The organism is Cellulomonas sp. P2_B4, assembly GCF_056404795.1.
Window position 1 is genome coordinate 266,858 of record NZ_JBFUDI010000005.1, and the last position, 17,227, is coordinate 284,084.

Annotated in this window: 19 protein-coding genes and 1 tRNA gene; 12 read left to right on the forward strand and 8 right to left on the reverse strand. The window is 71.7% G+C overall.

Features of this window, described 5'->3' with window-relative positions; translation table 11 throughout:
- Positions 1–14: 14 nt before the first annotated feature.
- From AC1DZC_RS10605 to AC1DZC_RS10625, 5 genes are all read left to right on the forward strand, one after another.
- The gene (locus tag AC1DZC_RS10605) at positions 15–194 is read left to right on the forward strand and encodes a DUF2273 domain-containing protein (protein WP_477037483.1); all 180 of its coding nucleotides are present in this window, start codon (positions 15–17) and stop codon (positions 192–194) included.
- Positions 187–546 (forward strand): Asp23/Gls24 family envelope stress response protein, encoded by a 360-nt coding sequence (locus AC1DZC_RS10610; protein ID WP_477037482.1) that lies wholly within the window; start codon positions 187–189, stop codon positions 544–546. The genes AC1DZC_RS10605 and AC1DZC_RS10610 overlap by 8 nt, the downstream gene beginning before the upstream one ends.
- Positions 543–1,076, forward strand: coding sequence for a DUF6286 domain-containing protein (locus AC1DZC_RS10615; RefSeq protein ID WP_477037481.1), 534 nt, complete (start codon positions 543–545; stop codon positions 1,074–1,076). Before AC1DZC_RS10610 ends, AC1DZC_RS10615 begins: the two co-directional genes overlap by 4 nt.
- Positions 1,073–1,651, forward strand: coding sequence for a hypothetical protein (locus tag AC1DZC_RS10620; protein ID WP_477043215.1), 579 nt, complete (start codon positions 1,073–1,075; stop codon positions 1,649–1,651). The genes AC1DZC_RS10615 and AC1DZC_RS10620 overlap by 4 nt, the downstream gene beginning before the upstream one ends.
- Positions 1,652–1,786: 135 nt before the next feature.
- Complete coding sequence (locus AC1DZC_RS10625) at positions 1,787–2,164, forward strand: nuclear transport factor 2 family protein (RefSeq protein ID WP_477043216.1); 378 nt, start codon at positions 1,787–1,789, stop codon at positions 2,162–2,164.
- An 86-nt stretch (positions 2,165–2,250) separates the two neighbouring features.
- Here the strand turns inward: AC1DZC_RS10625 and AC1DZC_RS10630 are convergent, their stop codons facing one another.
- Complete coding sequence (locus tag AC1DZC_RS10630; protein WP_477043217.1) at positions 2,251–2,784, reverse strand: hypothetical protein; 534 nt, start codon at positions 2,782–2,784, stop codon at positions 2,251–2,253.
- Positions 2,785–2,945: 161 nt separating this feature from the next.
- Between AC1DZC_RS10630 and AC1DZC_RS10635 the strand changes: the two genes are divergently transcribed.
- Entirely contained in the window at positions 2,946–3,968 is a 1,023-nt protein-coding gene (locus AC1DZC_RS10635) for an NADPH:quinone reductase (RefSeq protein ID WP_477043218.1), read from the forward strand.
- A gap of 123 nt (positions 3,969–4,091) precedes the next feature.
- Here the strand turns inward: AC1DZC_RS10635 and AC1DZC_RS10640 are convergent, their stop codons facing one another.
- A complete protein-coding gene (locus AC1DZC_RS10640; protein WP_477037476.1) occupies positions 4,092–6,008 on the reverse strand; it encodes a glycoside hydrolase family 15 protein in 1,917 nt (638 codons plus the stop codon).
- Positions 6,009–6,064: 56 nt separating this feature from the next.
- Here AC1DZC_RS10640 and AC1DZC_RS10645 point away from each other — a divergent pair, with 56 nt between their 5' ends.
- Positions 6,065–6,670, forward strand: a complete 606-nt coding sequence (locus AC1DZC_RS10645) for an N-acetyltransferase family protein (RefSeq protein ID WP_477037475.1) — start codon at positions 6,065–6,067, stop codon at positions 6,668–6,670.
- Between the two features lie 188 nt (positions 6,671–6,858).
- Here the strand turns inward: AC1DZC_RS10645 and AC1DZC_RS10650 are convergent, their stop codons facing one another.
- The 6 genes from AC1DZC_RS10650 to AC1DZC_RS10675 all read right to left on the reverse strand — a co-directional run bounded on the left by AC1DZC_RS10650 (position 6,859) and on the right by AC1DZC_RS10675 (position 12,835).
- Positions 6,859–7,482: a hypothetical protein gene (locus AC1DZC_RS10650; RefSeq protein ID WP_477043219.1), complete on the reverse strand. Its 624-nt coding sequence runs from the start codon at positions 7,480–7,482 to the stop codon at positions 6,859–6,861.
- A gap of 143 nt (positions 7,483–7,625) precedes the next feature.
- Positions 7,626–7,696, reverse strand: a tRNA-Gly gene (locus AC1DZC_RS10655).
- 57 nt (positions 7,697–7,753) lie between these two features.
- Positions 7,754–8,560, reverse strand: a complete 807-nt coding sequence (locus AC1DZC_RS10660) for an ion transporter (protein WP_477043339.1) — start codon at positions 8,558–8,560, stop codon at positions 7,754–7,756.
- 88 nt (positions 8,561–8,648) lie between these two features.
- Positions 8,649–11,081, reverse strand: a complete 2,433-nt coding sequence (locus AC1DZC_RS10665; protein ID WP_477043220.1) for a glycoside hydrolase family 94 protein — start codon at positions 11,079–11,081, stop codon at positions 8,649–8,651.
- A 193-nt stretch (positions 11,082–11,274) separates the two neighbouring features.
- Positions 11,275–12,273 (reverse strand): hypothetical protein, encoded by a 999-nt coding sequence (locus AC1DZC_RS10670; protein ID WP_477043221.1) that lies wholly within the window; start codon positions 12,271–12,273, stop codon positions 11,275–11,277.
- Between the two features lie 178 nt (positions 12,274–12,451).
- Entirely contained in the window at positions 12,452–12,835 is a 384-nt protein-coding gene (locus AC1DZC_RS10675) for a DUF6069 family protein (RefSeq protein WP_477043222.1), read from the reverse strand.
- A 157-nt stretch (positions 12,836–12,992) separates the two neighbouring features.
- Between AC1DZC_RS10675 and AC1DZC_RS10680 the strand changes: the two genes are divergently transcribed.
- The 5 genes from AC1DZC_RS10680 to AC1DZC_RS10700 all read left to right on the forward strand — a co-directional run bounded on the left by AC1DZC_RS10680 (position 12,993) and on the right by AC1DZC_RS10700 (position 17,198).
- Positions 12,993–14,141, forward strand: coding sequence for a sensor histidine kinase (locus tag AC1DZC_RS10680; RefSeq protein WP_477043223.1), 1,149 nt, complete (start codon positions 12,993–12,995; stop codon positions 14,139–14,141).
- Positions 14,138–14,785, forward strand: a complete 648-nt coding sequence (locus AC1DZC_RS10685) for a response regulator (RefSeq protein ID WP_477043224.1) — start codon at positions 14,138–14,140, stop codon at positions 14,783–14,785. Before AC1DZC_RS10680 ends, AC1DZC_RS10685 begins: the two co-directional genes overlap by 4 nt.
- 22 nt (positions 14,786–14,807) lie before the next feature.
- The gene (gene dcd, locus AC1DZC_RS10690; RefSeq protein WP_477037468.1) at positions 14,808–15,383 is read left to right on the forward strand and encodes a dCTP deaminase; all 576 of its coding nucleotides are present in this window, start codon (positions 14,808–14,810) and stop codon (positions 15,381–15,383) included.
- Positions 15,383–16,507, forward strand: coding sequence for a hypothetical protein (locus AC1DZC_RS10695; RefSeq protein WP_477043225.1), 1,125 nt, complete (start codon positions 15,383–15,385; stop codon positions 16,505–16,507). The genes dcd and AC1DZC_RS10695 overlap by 1 nt, the downstream gene beginning before the upstream one ends.
- A 70-nt stretch (positions 16,508–16,577) precedes the next feature.
- A complete protein-coding gene (locus AC1DZC_RS10700; RefSeq protein WP_477043226.1) occupies positions 16,578–17,198 on the forward strand; it encodes a hypothetical protein in 621 nt (206 codons plus the stop codon).
- The last annotated feature ends 29 nt before the right edge of the window (positions 17,199–17,227 follow it).

The following is a 17,227-nucleotide window of genomic DNA, read 5'->3' on the forward strand; positions in this document are numbered from 1 at the left end:
GAAGGAGCTGACCCATGTCGTCTGTCGCCACCGGGCTGTTCGCGGGCATCCTGCTCGCGCTCGTCGCCGCCGTCGGAGGGTTCGACATGTTCCTGCTGGCCGTCGTCCTCGGCGCGATCGGCGTGGTCGTCGCGCTGGTCGTCGACGGCCGCCTGGACCTGAGCGGGGTCGTCGCCGGGCGACGCCGTGGCTGAGGACACCGTCGACACCGAGGTGCTCGAGCTCGAGGTCGACGAGCCCCGCGGCACGCTGACGATCACCGACCAGGCCCTCAAGCGGATCGCCGGCCAGGTCGCGCTCGGGGTGCCGGGCGTCGCCCCGGCCTACCCGAAGGTCGACTGGCAGCGGCTCGGGCACCGAGCGCGCGTGTCGCTCGAGGTCACCATCGTCTGGCCGTCGTCGTCCGCCGACGTGGCTCGCGAGGTGCAGACCACCGTCGGCCGGGAGCTCGTGCGGCAGGCCGCGCAGGACCTGGACGCGGTGACCGTCGCCGTGCGTGACGTCGTGCGCCCGCCGCGCGCCGCGGTCGCGCCGAGGGTCCGATGAGCTTCGCGCCCGCGCCGCCCGCCACCCGCGCCGGTCGGGTGGGCTGGATCGGCATCGTCCTGGCGGTGCTCGTCATCGCCCTCGGCGTGCTCGTGATCCGCGACGCGCTGGTGATCGGCGGCCAGATCGACGGGGAGACGTGGCTGGTCCCGCTCGTCGACGACACCGACGGAATGGAACCGTCGACGGTCGTCTCCGTCGTGGGCGGCCTGGTGGCGCTGCTCGGCCTCTGGCTCGTGCTCGTCGCGCTCGGCCGACGCGTCCGCACCCGCCTGCCCCTCGACGCCCCTGGCACCACCATCGGCATCTCCGACCTCGCGCGACTGGCCAGCACGAGCGCCGAGGATGTGCCGTACGTCCTGTCCGCGCACTCGTCGGCCCGCCGGAAGTCGGTGAGCGTGAGCGTGACCGCCCTGGAGGGCGACGACGTGGACGACGCCGTCCGCGCCGCGGTGCAGGCGCGGCTCGAGCGGCTGGCCGTCCCGGTCACCGTGCACGTCTCGACCCGGCACGTGGCAGGTATGCGATGAGGCGCGGGGTGCTGGGCGTCGACCGGGTGATCGTCTTCCTGCTCGGGCTCGTCCTCATCGCGCTGGGCGTGGCGGCGATCGGCTGGCAGACGGGATTCCTCGACGATCTCTGGCCGTCGGTCCCCGGGTCGGTGGACGTCGACAGCGGCCAGGTCACCGGCTCCGACAGCTTCGTGGCGATCGCCGTCGCCGCCGGAGCGATCCTCATCGGCCTCGGCGGCTGGTGGCTCGGCGCGCACATCCCCCGCCGCGGCGTCGGTCCGCTGCGCCTCGAGGGCGGCGACGTGCCCGGCGTGCTGACCGTCGAGCCCGGGCCGGCCGTCGCGACTGCCGCTGACGTCCTGGAGGACGACCCGCGCATCCTGTCCGCCCGCGGCGCCGTGCTGCGTGAGCGCAAGGCGACCGTCGTCCGCCTGCGCGTCACGTGCTACCCGGACGCGGACCTCGGCGGGGTGGCCGCCGCCTGCGACCAGGTGCTCGCCGACCTCGCCCGCGTCCTGCCCGACGAGCAGCTCACGTCCCGCGTCGAGCTGACCGTGCTTCGTCGGGCCCCGGAGCGTTCGCGAGTGCAGTGAGGTGAGGGTCGAAACCGTGACTGACACGTACCGACTGCCACCGCTCACGCGCGCCTGACGAATTGCTCGGGCGTGTCGGGACGTGCCGGGGGACACTCGGACCGGGACGTCCGACGAACCGCGGGGAGCGCCGACATGGGCAGGGACGCCGTCACCGGCTGGGTCGAGCACTACGAGCGTGCGTGGCGGGCGCAGGACGTCGACGACCTCAACCGCTTGTTCACGGAGAACGCGCGGTACCTGCGCTCGCCCTATGACGCCGAACCGCTCGAGGGCCTCGACGCCATCCGCGGCTTCTGGCTCGACGACACCCCGTTCGAGATGACCGCGACCGTCATCGCCGCCGATGGCGCGAACGCCGTGGTCCGGGTGCACGTCCAGTACACCGGCGACAAGCCGCAGGAGTACCGCGACCTGTGGGTCATCACCTTCGCCCCCGACGGTCGCGCCGAGGTCTTCGAGGAGTGGGCGTACTGGCCGGACAAGCCGTACACGGTCTCGGGCGAGACGTAAGTCGTGTTGCCGATCTGCACCCACCCGGTGCGGCCGGGACCAGCCTTCGGGATACCCCGTCCACAGGCAACCCCAGCTCCGAGATCTCAGTGCGCCTGCGGTGGTGCTTGTGGTGGATCGGGCGCGGCGAAGCCCGCTAGCCGGTCCAGAAACTCGGCAGCGAACCCGTTGAGTGCGACCTGCATCTTGGTGAAGTCCTGTTGCGACGGCGCAGGCTTCACCCACCAGCCCGTGACCCGAGCAAGAGTCTGATCATCGCCAGCGTCCTCCAGGAGCAAAGTCTCCGTGAGCTCCCACGCACCCGCGAACGTCTGGGTCGTCTGCCAGAACCCCTCTAGCTCAGCCGTCACTTCGGTGTACATGACGGGTCGCAGGCCGAACGGCGGCACCGGCGGCCCCAAGGAGACATGCTTTGCCCCCACTCCCGAAGCCGGCGCACCGACAATCTCCTGGTAGTGACCGCGAGGCCCCTCGAATTCCACGGCGACCGCCGCCCACACAGCCGTGCGCGATGCGGAAATCATTCGCTCCGCGCTCGTCGGCACGCGGCGCAGCTGGAGGCCATTGCGCGCGGCCCAGCGGGACTCGAGCTTCGAGTACCACGAAGAGGAATTGTTCACGTCCCTACTTCGGCAGACCGATGCGGCATCCTGACCCTGCAGCGTGCCGGCTTGGCACCGCGACTGCGGATGTACTTGCGACTCGTTGGGTTGCCGACGGGGTCGTGCCCCTCGGCAGGCGTGCGAACGCGTCGAGCGTGACCAGTGCATAGGCTCGATCCATGAAGGCTGTCGTCTACGACCGCACGGGTCCGTCCGCCGTCCTCACCGTCGTCGAGCGTCCACCGCGGGATCCGGGTGCCGACGAGGTCCGGGTGCGGGTCGCGGTCTCGGGCGTCAACCCGACGGACTGGAAGGCCCGCAAGGGTCGCGGGGACGGTGCGTCGTTCGAGCACGCCAAGGTGCCGAACCAGGACGGTGCTGGGGTCGTCGACGCGGTCGGCTCGGACGTCGTCGGGCTCCGGCCGGGGGACCGGGTCTGGCTGTGGGACGTCGCCTGGCGCAGCGACGAGGGCACCGCGCAGGAGCTGGTCACGGTGCCCGCCTCGCACGTCGTCGCGCTGCCGGACTCGGAGAGCTTCGACGCGGGCGCGTCGCTGGGCATCCCCGCGCTCACCGCGCACGAAGCGCTCACCGCCTCGGCCGCAGGGCCGGCGCGTCTCGCCCGCGGCGCTCTGCACGGCCGGTGGGTGCTGGTGACCGGCGGCGCGGGCGCGGTCGGGCATGCCGCGATCCAGCTGGCCGTGTGGGCCGGCGCCACCGTGATCACCACGATCAGCTCGCCGGAGAAGGCCGACCTGGCGCGTGCCGCGGGCGCGCACCACGTCGTGAACTACCGCACCGAGGACGTCGCCTCGGCGGTTCGGGCGATCGTGCCGGCGGGCGTCGACGTCGTCGTGGACGTCGACATCGCGCGCAACGCGGCGACCGTCGTCGCCGCGGTCGCCGCCAACGGGACCATCGCCGCGTACGCCACCGCCGACCTCGACGAGGTGACGCTGCCGGTGATGCCGCTGATGGGGAAGAACGTCGCCGTGCAGTTCGTCCTGACGTACACGGTGTCCGACGAACGCAAGCAGCAGGCCGTCGCCGGCGTCTCGCACGCCCTGGCCGACGGAGCGCTGCGGGTCGGGATCGAGCACGGCCTGCCGGTGACGCGCTTCTCGCTGGTCGACACCGGGGCGGCGCACGACGCGGTGGAGTCGGGCATCGTCGGCAAGGTGCTGATCGACCTCGACACCTGACCGCCCGGCATCGTCGAGGACAACCTTGTCGACGTTATGGACCGTCTTGACGTCGATAACGTTGTTCTCGAGGGCGGTGGCGGCCCTCGTCGACAGGGCGGCCGTCGTCGGAAGGCCGGCCGCTCAGCCGCCGCGGTTCGGGGGTTCGAAGTGCATCGCGTCGTGGCCGGAGGCCTCCTCGGCGCGGATGACGTGGACGACCGCGTTGATGAGCGCGAGGTGCGTGAACGCCTGCGGGAAGTTGCCCAGGTGCCGGCCGGTGCGCGGGTCGATCTCCTCGGCGTAGAGGTTGAGGGTGCTGGCGTAGGACAGCAGCCGCTCGCACAGGGCCCGGCCGCGGTCGAGCTCGCCGATCTCGACCAGGGCGGACACCAGCCAGAACGAGCAGATGGTGAAGGCGCCCTCCTCGCCGGACAGTCCGTCGTCGGTCTCCTCGACGCGGTAGCGCAGGACCAGGCCGTCGGTGGTGAGCTCGTCGGCGATGGCCAGGACCGTGGCCCGGACGCGCGGGTCCGACGGCGGCAGGAAGCGCAGCAGCGGGACCAGGAGCAGGGACGCGTCCAGCGCGTCGGAGCCGTACCGCTGCACGAAGACGCCGCGCTCGTCGACCCCATTGGCGCAGATGTCGGCGTGGATCTCGGCGGCCAGCTTGGTCCACTGCTCCGCGAAGTCGAGCTCGTCGTGCATGCGGGCCAGGCGGGCGCCGCGGTCGAGGGCCACCCAGCACATGAGCTTGCTGGAGACGAAGTGCTGCGGCTCGCCGCGCACCTCCCAGATGCCGCGGTCGGGCCGGTGCCAGTGCTTGATCGCGGCCTCGACCTGGCGCTTCAGCACCGGCCACAGCGACTCGGGCAGCTGCTCGCGGGAGCGGGTGTGCAGGTAGACGGAGTCGAGGACGGCGCCCCAGACGTCGTGCTGCTGCTGGTCGTAGGCGGCGTTGCCGATGCGCACCGGACGCGCGCCCTCGTACCCGGACAGGTGGCCCAGCTCGAACTCGTCGAGCTTCTCCTCCCCGCCGACCCCGTACATGATCTGCAGGTCCTTGTTGTCCCGGCAGACGTCGTGGATGAACGCGAAGAAATCGTTGGCCTCGCGGTCCAGGCCCAGCGTGTAGAGGCCCCAGAGGGCGAAGGTCGAGTCCCGGATCCAGGCGTACCGGTAGTCCCAGTTGCGCTCTCCGCCGGGCGTCTCCGGCAGGCTGGTCGTGGCTGCGGCCAGCAGGGCGCCCGTCGGCGCGTAGGTCAGGCCCTTGAGCGTGAGCGCGCTGCGCTGCAGGTACGTGCGCCACGGGTGGTCGGGGAAGACACCCTGCGTGATCCACTCGCGCCAGAACTCCTGCGTCCGCCAGAGCTGGTCGGCGGCCGCGTCCCACGTGGTCGGCGCCGGCAGCGGTGACCAGGACAGGGCGATGAACGCCTTGTCCCCGTTGGACATGCGGGTGCGGGCCGACGCCGTCCGGCCGTCGATGCCCAGGCGCAGGCTGCTGGTCAGGCGCAGGGTGGGCCCGCTGTCGGAGTCCGCGTGGATCGCGTTGTAGCCCGTGCCGTCGTACTCCCAGCGCGTCCCGTCCCGGCCGTAGTCGTGCGACGGGTCGCACTCGACCTCGAGGTCCACGGTCCCGCTGACGCACGTGACGGTGCGCAGCAGGATGTGCTCGGCGTCGTTGTCGGTGGGCGTGCGGCGGTGCGTGACCGAGCGCTCGTCCTGGTTGTGCCACGGGCCCATGACCATCGCGTCGCGCACGACGAGCCAGCCGGTCGGCGTCTGCCACGTCGTCTCAAGCACCAGCGTGCCGGGCAGGTAGCGGCGGGCCGACGGGACCCGGGTCCCGTGCGGACCGACGCGGAACGAGCCGGCTCCCCGGTCGAGGATCGAGGCGAAGATGCTCGGTGAGTCGGGCCGCGGGACGCACATCCACTCGACCGCACCCGCGGGCGAGATCAGGCAGTTGGACTCGCAGTCCGACAGGAACGCATAGCTCGCGATGGGCGGGAACGCGGAACGATGCGTCTCCTGGTGTTGCTCGGTGACCGGCGCCATCACCTCACTGTGGTCCTCCGCAGCGCCGTTGTCAGCAGGGATGGCAAAGTCGTCACATGCCCGAAACGATCCGGCCCTTTCACGCGTCCGACCTGCCCGCGCTCTACCGCATCTGCCTGCTCACTGGTGACGCCAGCGCCGATGCGACGAACCTGTACCGCGACCCCGACCTGCTCGGTCACATGTACGCCGGCCCGTACCCGGTCGCCGACCCGGGCCTGTCGTTCGTCGTCGTCGACGAGCAGGGCGTGTGCGGCTACATCGTCGCGACCGCCGACACCTACCGGTTCGAGCGCTGGCTCGCCCAGTCCTGGTTCCCCGTGCTGCGCGAGGAGTTCCCCCTCGTCGACGACCCCCGAGACGGCACCCAGGACCACGGCCTGATCCGCCAGTTCCACGAGTTCGCGCCGGTCGACAAGCCGCTGTTCCGCACCCACCCCGCGCACATGCACATCGACCTGCTGCCGCGCGCCCAGCGCAAGGGTCTCGGGCGCCGGTTGATCGAGACCCTGTCCGACGCGCTGCGCGAGCGCGGCGTCCCCGGCCTGCACCTGGGCGTCGACTCCCGCAACACCGGCGGGATCGCGTTCTACGACCGCATGGGCTTCACGAGCGCGGGCCCCACCGGCGGGGCGAGCCTCCTCACCCTCGACCTTCTGTAGGCCCGGCGCCGACCTGCGCGAGCCACGGGAGCAGATTCTTCAGGGCGCGGAGGCCGACCAGGCCGTGGCCGGTGTCTCCCGATCTGACCGACGTCACGATTTCATTGACGCGACATGTACCCCGGGTGCATCCTGACCCCGACGTCGCAGGGCCGCGCTTCAGGAGGGTGAGGCGCGGTCCTGCGCGATCACTCCAGGGTCGTGTCCACCAGCGTGAACTGCGGGTTCTTCGCCAGGAACGGCTGCCAGGTCGCGACAGCGAGGTCGTGGCTCGGGCTGAGGCGCAGCTGGTGGCTCGTCGCGAACTCGAGCGGCGCCTCCTGGTTGCCGGACACCCCGTACTGCACCCCAGTGACTGTGCCGTCGGCGTCGAACGTCGGCGTCGCGTAGACGACCAGCACGCTGGTGTCGGCGGCGTCGAGCGCGGCGCGCATCGCGGACCTCCGGACCAGCTGCTGGGTGGCGTCCTCCAGGTCTGTCATGGGCTCGTTGACCGCGTCGAGCTCCGCGGCGATCACAGTGGGCAGCGGAGCGTACGGGTCGATGACGAGGCCGGAGCCGTCGCCGCTCGGGCTGACGAACACGGACAGCCCGCCGTCACGCGTCGCGTCGACCGCCGAGGCGGGCACGGTGTCGCCGACGAGGGGCGGGGGCGGGACCTCGGCGAGCCTGACCAGCGGGGTGCCGGACTGCTCGGCGCGCTCGGCGGGGGGCGGCGGCGCGGCCTCGGCGGCCGAGGCGGCGACGGCGGTTCCGGCGGAGAGTGCGGTGACGGCCGACACGGCGAGAGTCCAGGTCGTCTTCATGGTCATGACATCGACAGACTGGGTCACACGATGAAGTGACTTGGGTGGTTTCACCTAGACGGCCGAACCCGTTCCACCTGGACGATCGCCCAGGTCATGGCCGTCGCCGTGAACGACGAAGGGCCCCACGATGTGGGGCCCTTCGAGGGAGCGGGTGACGAGAATCGAACTCGCGCTATCAGCTTGGGAAGCTGAAGTTCTGCCACTGAACTACACCCGCATGCCGGTCGTGCTTCGGCCGGGACAGCATACCCGGACCATTCGTCTGAGACGAAAGTCAGTCCGGACGGTCGGCCGATCGTGACTGCGACAGGGTCAGCAGGCGGTCCACGTCCGTGAGGCCGATGCCCGGCAGGGCGATGAGCTCACGGACCGCCGACAGGGAGATCGTCGGCTCGTCGACGACCGCCTCTGCCACGGGAACCGTCGGCGCGTCGTCGGACTTCTTCGGTGAGAGGAAGAGGTTGGCCAGGTAGCCGGTGAACGTGCCGAAGATGCCGACGCCGACGACGATGATGCCGACGCCGACGAAGCGCCCGAGGTTGGTGACCGGGTACTGGTCGCCGTAGCCGACGGTCGAGATGGTGACGATCGTGTACCAGAGCGAGTCGGAGGCGGTCGTGATGTTGGCGCCCGGGGCGTCCTTCTCGACGTAGAGCATCTCGAGGCTGCCGAACTCGAGGACCAGGATTCCGGCGAGCAGCAGCAGGTACAGGGCGCTGCCCGCGCGGTCGCGGATGAGCGTGCGGCCGATCTCCCGGATGCCGACCGTGCGCAGGAGCCGGGCCACCCGGACCAGGCGGAAGATGCGCAGGAACTTGAACGACGCCAGCGGCACGCTGGCCAGCAGGTCCGCCCAGCCGAAGTGCCGGAAGAAGTACCCGCGGCGCGAGGGAGCGGTGGCCAGACGGTACGAGAAGTCGGCCAGGAAGATGACGCTGAAGATCGCGTTCATCACCTTGAGGATCGTCGACAGGTCCTTGCTGTCGGTGACGATGATGAGGCCGAGGTTGACGATCGACAGCAGCGAGAGGGCGCCGATGAAGATCTCGTAACCGGTGCTCTTCAGCTCCTTGCGTTGCATCACGTGGGGAGTGTTCCACGAAGGAGTTTCGCGACGAGGGCGACGCGCGTATGCCCCCTGCGCACCCGCCCGCGGTGTCCGCCGAGGGCTAGACCCTGACCTCGACCCGGACGGTCGAACCCGCGGGGGCGTACGGGACGAGGTGCCCGTCGAGGGCCTCGCCGTCGACGCTGACGCTCGGCGCCGGACCCGTCGTCACGTGGATGACGTACGTCGCCCCGCGGGCCACGCGCGTCACCGTGAACTCCGGGACCTCCGCACCGATCTGCGGGTCGACGACGAGCCCGTCGTAGTCCGTCCGCACGCCCAGCAGGTGCTGCGAGACCGCGACGAAGTTCCAGGCGGCCGTGCCGGTCAGCCACGAGTTCTTGGCCTCGCCGTGCCGGACGGCCTCCTTGCCGGCGATCATCTGCGCGTACACGTACGGCTCGGTGCGGTGCACGTCGGAGATGTCCTCGCGGTACGCCGGCGTGATCCGCTTGTAGTGGTCGAACGCCCGGTCGCCGCGGCCCACCATCGTCTCGGCGATGATCACCCACGGGTTGTTGTGGCAGAAGATCCCGCCGTTCTCCTTGTAGCCCGGCGGGTAGGTCGACACCTCGCCCAGCTCGACGCGGTAGGTCCTGTACGCGGGGCTCTGCAGCACCATGCCGTGCGGGGTGCCGAGGTGCTCCTCGACCGCGTCGAGCGCCTTGAGGGCGCGGCCGTCGTCGACACCGATGCCGGCCATGACCGCGAAGCCCTGCGGCTCGATCCAGATGCGGCCCTCGGTGTCCGCGGCGGTGCCGACGGGGTTGCCGTAGTAGTCGTACGCGCGCAGGAACCAGTCGCCGTCCCAGGCGTGGTCCAGGACGGCCTGGCGGACCTCGTCGACGACCTTGAGGGCCTGCGAGGCGACCTCGGTCAGCCCCCTGCGCCCGGCGATGGCGGCGTACTCGGCTCCGTAGAGCACGAACTGCGCCGCGATGAACACCGACTCCGCGACACCGCCCGCCTGGTTCTCCGTCGTCTGGAAGGACTCGCCGGGCGTCGTCGAGAAGCAGTTGAGGTTGAGGCAGTCGTTCCAGTCCGCGCGCCCGATGAGCGGCAGGCCGTGCGGGCCGCGGTGCGTGACGGTGAACTCGAACGACCGGGTCAGGTGCTCGAAGAGGGTCTCCTCGGAGCCGGGCTCGTTGTCGAAGGGGACCTGCTCGTCGAGGATCGAGAAGTCGCCGGTCTCCTTGACGTAGGCCGCGACGCCCGCGATCAGCCACAGCGGGTCGTCGTTGAAGCCGGAGCCGATGTCGTTGTTCCCCCGCTTCGTCAGCGGCTGGTACTGGTGGTACGCCGAGCCGTCGGGGAACTGGGTCGCGGCGATGTCGAGGATGCGCTCGCGGGCACGCTCGGGGACCAGGTGCACGAAGCCGAGCAGGTCCTGGTTGGAGTCGCGGAAGCCCATGCCGCGGCCGATCCCGGTCTCGAAGAACGACGCCGACCGGGACATGTTGAACGTGACCATGCACTGGTACTGGTTCCACACGTTGACCATGCGGTCGAGCTTCTCGTCGGTGCTGGTGACCGAGTAGGTGCTCAGCAGCCGACGCCAGTGCGCCGTGAGGCGGTCGAACGCCTCGTCGGTCTGCTCCGTCGTCGCGAAGCGTCCGAGGAGGGCGTGCGCCTTCTCCTTGTTGACCACCTGGTGGGCGTCGTCGGCCCACTTGTCCTCGTTCTCGACGTAGCCGAGGACGTAGACGAGGGTGCGCGACGCGCCGGGTTCCAGGGTGACGTCGACCTGGTGCGAGCCGATCGGATACCACCCGGAGGCGACAGAGTTGCTGCTCGCCCCGCGGCGGGGCACCGCCGCCTCGCCCAGCCCGTTGTAGGCGCCGACGAACGCGTCGCGGTCGGTGTCGAAGCCGCTGGCAGCTGTGTTCACGCCGAAGACCGCGTAGTGGTCGCGGCGCTCGCGGTACTCGGTGGTGTGGAAGATCGCCGAGCCGTGCGGACCCTCCTGCTCGACCTCCACCTCGCCGATCGACAGGTTCCGCTGGTAGTTGGTCTGGTCGTCCTGCGCGTTCCACAGGCAGAACTCGACGAACGAGAAGAGCTTGACGCTCTTGGTCTCGTCCGACGTGTTGGTGACCGTGACCCGCTGGATCTCGGCGGTCTCGCCGAGCGGGACGAACAGCAGCGTCTCGACGGAAAGCCCCCTGCGCTCTCCGGTGATCCGCGTGTAGCCGAGCCCGTGTGCCGCCTCGAAGTGGTCCAGGTCCGCCTTGACCGGCAGCCACGACGGCGTCCAGACGTCGCCGCCGTCGTTGACGTACAGGTACCGGCCGCCGGCGTCGGCGGGGATGTTGTTGTAGCGGTACCGCGTGAGGCGCCGCATCTTGGCGTCCCGGTAGAACGAGTAGCCGCCCGCCTGGTGCGAGACCAGCGAGAAGAACTGCTCGGAGCCGAGGTAGTTGATCCACGGGTACGGGGTGTGGGGCGTGGTGATGACGTACTCGCGTGCGTCGTCGTCGAAGTGGCCGTACCGCATGGCTGATCCCTCGGTGCCTGGCTGCGCGCCTCACCGGCCGCGTCGTCGCGGGGAGCCCGGCAGGGCACTGTTCAGCAATCGTGCGGGAGCGCTCCCATGCATCTCCCGGCCGCGAGCATAACCGCTCCGGAGCGCGCACGGAATGTCGAACTCGACAGGGTGCGGTCGGCAACGTTTCCGGGCGCGGGTGCAGTCAGGTCCTGATGGGCGACCGCCGGAGCGCGGCCAGGACCAGCGCCAGCGCCAGGAACAGCAGGACCGTGTTCTGGGCGAAGCCGCCGGGCGGGCGCGGCTCCGTCGTCGCGACCGAGACGAAGCCGGTCAGCGCCCGGGCGAGGACGGCGGCGCCGGCGACCGCCGCGACGTGCCGCCGCCCCCAGCCCGCCGACCTCGACCACCGCGTGACGACCAGCCCGGCCGCCACGAGGATCGCTACCCCGACCGCCACGCCCACCCACGTGCCGGGGATGACCTGGTAGCCGATCGCGGCGACGAGCGCCAGGCCCAGGACCGCGAGCGGCGACGGGACGCGTCGGGCGTCGGGCGGCGGGAGGGTGCGGCGGCCGAAGGTGCAGGCGACGACGACGAGGACGGCGGCGACGAGGACGGCACCCGCAAGCTGAGCGGGCGAGGCCTGGTCGCTGCCCGCGTCCCGGACGTCCCACCAGACCGCGGCCGACGCCAGCACCCACAGCACGACCAGCACGACGATGCCGACCCACCCGAGCCACGGGCGGCGCGGACCCGGTCGCCGGTCGAGCGCCTCGACCAGCGCGATCGGTGCCCCGATGCTCCAGACCGCGTGCCCGACCAGGAAGTTCAGCGCGAACGCACCGCCGACCCCGAGCGGCGCGACGAGCGTCAGGGCGCGCCCGGAGGCCCACTCGTCGTAGCCCAGGTAGTGCGTGGCGAACAGCGACTGGTCCACGACCCCCGCCTGCAGGACACCGAACGCGGCCGCGAGCGCGAGGATCCCGGTCCAGTGCATCGCGGTGCGGGCGGCCAGCTCCCGGATCAGGATCGCCGGCGCTCCGTAGAGCGGCCCGAGCACGAGCAGACCGCCGACGAGCGCGGCCGCCTGCCCGGTCACCTCCGGGTCGTAGGCCGTCAGGTACTCGGCGCACACCGGCGCGACGACGAGCAGCAGCAGCGCGAGCAGCCACGGACGCCTCACGTCGGTTCCGGTAGCCACCCACCCATGCTCGCGACGGGGACGGGGGCCGCGGCACCCCCACAGGACGGACCGGGTCCGACGAAGGGAGGACCCGCCGAACATGCCCTCGCCGGCCAGGGCGCCCTCAAATCGCGACGGCGCCCCGTGCATGTGGCGCCGTCGCGACTACCGGGAGCCGTCGCGCCCGGGGCCGGCGTTACGACCGGCGCGGGGCCAGGCCCGGGACGACGACTGCGGCGACCGCCAGGTGCATCAGGGCCAGCCAGAGCGTGGCGGACGCGGTCGCGGCGCCGAGCGGACCCAGGAGCGACATCAGCAGGAGAACGCCGCAGGTGACGAACCAGCCGGTGCGGTGTCGTCGGAAGAAGAGGGATCGGACGCCCCAGGCGGCCAGCGCGACGACGACCGAGACGATCACGACGCTGGACCAGCCGATGGTGACCGGCGGGTCGCCGGCCACGAGGGTCACGTCGAGCCGGGATGCGACCGCCCAGACGACGAGCGCGGCGAGCGGTGCACCGACGACGGCGGCCCAGACGGGGACGCGGCGGGCGGTGGTGGTGACGGTGGTGCTGGTCATGGTGGGCTCCGAGGTCGGGGATCAGTACCCGAGAACCGTCGCGTCGTACCGGTCGTCGGCGCCTCGGGCCGACGGCCAGCGCCGACCCGTCGCAAGGTCACCGCACCCCCGACTTCGGTAGGTATCGCACCGGCGGACCCGTTCCTACGCTCGCCCCATGACCACCGACGACTGCGACACCCGCACTTGGTACGACGAGGCCCGGCCCTGGTGGAACCAGGCCGGTTCGGGGTGGCTCGCGCTGTTCGCCCTCTTCAGCCTGGGCAGCGTGTGGGCGGCCTGGAACGACGACGCCAACCCCATCCCCACCTGGCTGCTCTTGGTGATCTGGGCTGCCTCCTTCGGGGCGTTGGTGCTGGTCCGGAGCCGACCCCTGCTGTCAGGGACGCTGCTCGCGGTGCTGACGGCGATCAGTGCGGTCGCCGGTCCCGCGTCGGCGTCGGTGGTGTTCGTGACGGCCCGCTGGTACCGGCTCGGGACCGCGCTCAAGGTGGGCGCTCTGGTGGTCGTCGGCACCGGTCTGCGGGCACTGTGGTGGCCCGACGGCGTCGGCATCGCGCTGCGGTGGTGGGTGCTCGGGGACATCGCGGTGCACGCCGCGCTGCTCGCCTGGGGTGCCCTGCTGCGGACCCGGGCCGAGCTGGTCCAGTCGCTGCGCGAGCGTGCCCGGCGCGCGGAGCGCGAGCAGGAGCACCGGGTCGAGGAGGCCCGGACGGCGGAGCGGACGCGGATCGCGCGCGAGATGCACGACACCCTGGCGCACCGCCTCACGCTCGTCGCGACGACGGCCGGTGCGCTGGAGTACCGCAGCACGGACCTGTCCCCGGAGCAGGTGGCGTCGGCCGCGGGCGTGGTCCGCGCCAACGCGAGCGAGGCCCTCGAGGAGCTGCGCACGGTGATCGGCGTCCTGCGCACGAGCCCCGAGGAGCTCCGTCCCACCCCGGGTCTCGCGGACCTGGCGCGGCTTGTCGACGAGACCCGCAAGGCGGGCGTCGACGTCGTGCTGGACGCCGCGGACCTCGACCTCCCGACCGCCCTCGACCTCGCCGTCTACCGCACGTGCCAGGAGGGGCTGACGAACGCGCGTCGGCACGCACCGGGCTCGCGCGTCACCGTGAACGTGGCGGTCGAGGACGGCCTGCGCGTCGTCGTCGCCAACGGCCGCGGCGGCAAGGGCGAGAGCAACGGGACCGGCACCGGCCTGGTCGGGCTGACCGAACGCGTGGAGCTGCTCGGCGGCCGGCTCCACGCCGGACCGACCCCGGACGGGTTCCGGCTCGAGGCGTGGCTACCGTGGGAGTCGTGACCACCCGCGTGCTCGTCGTCGACGACGACGCCCTCGTCCGCGCCGGCCTGACCCTGATGCTCGACGGGGCGAACGGGATCGTCGTCGTCGGTCAGGCGGCCGACGGCTCCGAGGTGCCCGCCCTGCTCGACGCGCACCCGGTCGAAGTGGTGCTCATGGACCTGCGGATGCCGGGTACCGACGGGATCGCGGCGACGCGGGCGACACGCCAGAGGACCGACCCGCCCGCCGTCGTCGTCCTCACCACCTTCGACACCGCCGACGAGGTCGAGGCCGCCATGCGGGCGGGCGCGAGCGGCTACCTGCTCAAGGACACCGAGCCCGCGAGGATCGTCGAGGCGGTCCTGGCGGCGGCGTCCGGCGAGCCCGTCCTCTCGCCCCGCGTGGCCCGCCGGCTGATGGACACGAGCGCCCGCACCGGCGACAGCCGCCTGGCCGCCCGCGAACGGCTGAGCACGCTGACCGAGCGCGAGCGCGACGTCGTCGTGGCGATCGGTCGCGGCGCCAGCAACGCCGACATCGGCCGCGAGCTGTACCTCTCGGTGGCCACGGTCAAGAGCCACGTGTCGAGCGTCCTGCTCAAGCTCGGACTGGAGAACCGCACCCAGATCGCCCTGCTCGTGCACGACGCCCAACAGGGATAGCCACACCGGCTACCGTGGCCCCGTGCTGCTCTCCGACCGTGACATCAGGGCCGAGCTCGAGTCGGGCCGCGTGGCCCTCGAGCCCTACGACGCCTCCATGCTCCAGCCGTCGAGCATCGACGTGCGCCTGGACAAGTTCTTCCGGCTCTTCGACAACCACAAGTACCCGTACATCGACCCGTCGATGGACCAGCCGGACCTCACGCACCTGGTCGAGGTCGAGGCCGGGGAGTCGTTCGTGCTGCACCCCGGCGAGTTCGTCCTGGGGTCCACGTACGAGGCCGTGACGCTTCCCGACGACATCGCCGCCCGGCTCGAGGGCAAGTCGTCGCTGGGTCGGCTCGGGCTGCTCACGCACTCGACCGCGGGGTTCATCGACCCCGGCTTCACGGGTCACGTGACGCTCGAGCTGTCCAACGTGGCGACGCTGCCGATCCTGCTCTGGCCCGGCATGAAGATCGGCCAGATGTGCTTCTTCCGGCTGTCGTCGGCGTCCGAGCACCCCTACGGCTCCTCGCAGTACGGCTCGCGCTACCAGGGCCAGCGCGGCCCGACGGCGTCGCGGTCCTGGCAGAACTTCCACCGCACGGACGTCTGATGAGCGCACCGCGGCTGCCCAAGGGGCTGAAGACCCAGCACCTGCTCGTGCTCCCCGAGGACGTGGGGGACGACGAGGTCGAGGTGCTCGCGGTCAGCCGGTTCCCGCAGGCGCGCTGGGAGGAGGGCGAGATCCCTCAGCCCCGCGGGATCATGGGTCCGATGACCGCCGCGCTGGGCATCCGCACGGTGAACGCGAACATGACCCCCGCGCGCACCCTGCGCATCGCCCGGCTGTCCACGCTCACCGGGCCGTACGCGGTGGAGGCAGACGACGCCGTCAGCCTGGGACTGCCGTCGTGGTCGACGTACGCCTACGTCGTCGTCGCCCCCCGTGAGCGCGGCGCCAAGCCGTACCCGGGCGGCGACCGCGACGGACTCAAGCGGTCGTTCCCCGAGGGCATGCCGGTCCGCGAGGAGGAGCGGGTGCTGCAGTGGGTCATCGCGGCGGCCCGCAGGCTCGGGGGTGCCCTGCGCATCGGTGACAACGGCATCGTGCTCGTCCCGGACATCGACGGCGCGATCGACCTGACCGTCTACTCCGACCGGTGGCTCGAGCCCGACGAGACGCTCGCGGCGGTGCAGCAGGTGCACCCGCGCGCCCGCCTCAGCGAGGCCGCCGGCACCTGGGACGGTCCGCTGCCCGGCGCCGGCCGGGACTCCCAGCCCCGCCCCGGCTGGGTCGCCGAGGTCGGCGGGTCCGGTCTGCGCGATGCCCTCGAGCGGTACGGCGTCCAGGACGCGGCCGAGCGTCAGCACCTGATGGACGAGTCGTCCGCCTACGACGAGCTGATGATGGCCGCGCCGCCGCCCGCCGAGGCGTTCGGGGTGCTCGTGGACCTCGAGCACGACGGGATCCTGTCGGTCGAGGCGGCCGCCGAGAGCGAGCTGCCGCCGATGCTGCGCGGGCTGCCCTGGACGACGCGCGGCATCGTCGCGTACCGCGTGCACTGGGAGCCGCGGTTCATCGAGGAGCTCGAGGCCGAGAGGCCGTCGTTCGAGCACCGCGTCGCCCGGTCCCGAGCGGCCCCCCAGGTGCAGGCGCTCGCACGCGCGATCCACGCCGCGGTCGGCGGGGAGATCGCCGACGAGGCCGACTTCCTGGTCGATCCGGAGGACGTGTGAGACGCATGGTGGGCCCGATCATCACGATGCTGGTGCTCGCCGAGCGGCAGCCGGCGCGGGCTGCAGCAGCGTGAAGGTCGTCCGGGTCGCCGGCCTGCTCGTCGGCGGACTGCTCGGGCTGCTCGCCGTGGTCGTCTCCGCGAGCGCGCTCGGGGCCGACGGGCTGCCGACCGCTCTCGTGGCCTTCTTCGGCGGGATCCTGATCGCGGCCGCGTTGTTCGCCGTCCTCATCGCCGTGCTCGTCCGGCGCAACAAGCGCGCGCAGGCCGAGCAGGTCGCCGCACTGACGGCCGGTCGTCCCGGCTGGGCGGTGCTGCACGCCTTCCCGAGCGCCGAGGTGTCCGCCACCCTCACCGCCAACGGCACCACCAAGCCAGGACCGGCGAACCTGCTCTACGGGCGGGACGGGGTCGAGCTGTGGTTCGGCACCGACCGGTTCGTCGCGCTGCGGTGGGCCGCCGTGGTCGAGGTCGACGAGCGCGACATCGCCGTGCTCGGCACGCGCAGCGCCCAGGGCATCCGGTTCCGGACGCGCGACGGCCGGACGCTCGACGTGCGGCTCTTCCCGTCGCGCGAGCTGCGCCGCCAGCACCCCGGCCTGTCCCTGCAGGGCGCCGCGCTCGCCGAGCTGCTCGCCGTCCGCGGCGGGGCCCATCCGGCGGTCCTGGACGTGGACGCGCCCCGACCCTAGATTTCCGCTCCGATGAAGGGACACGCACG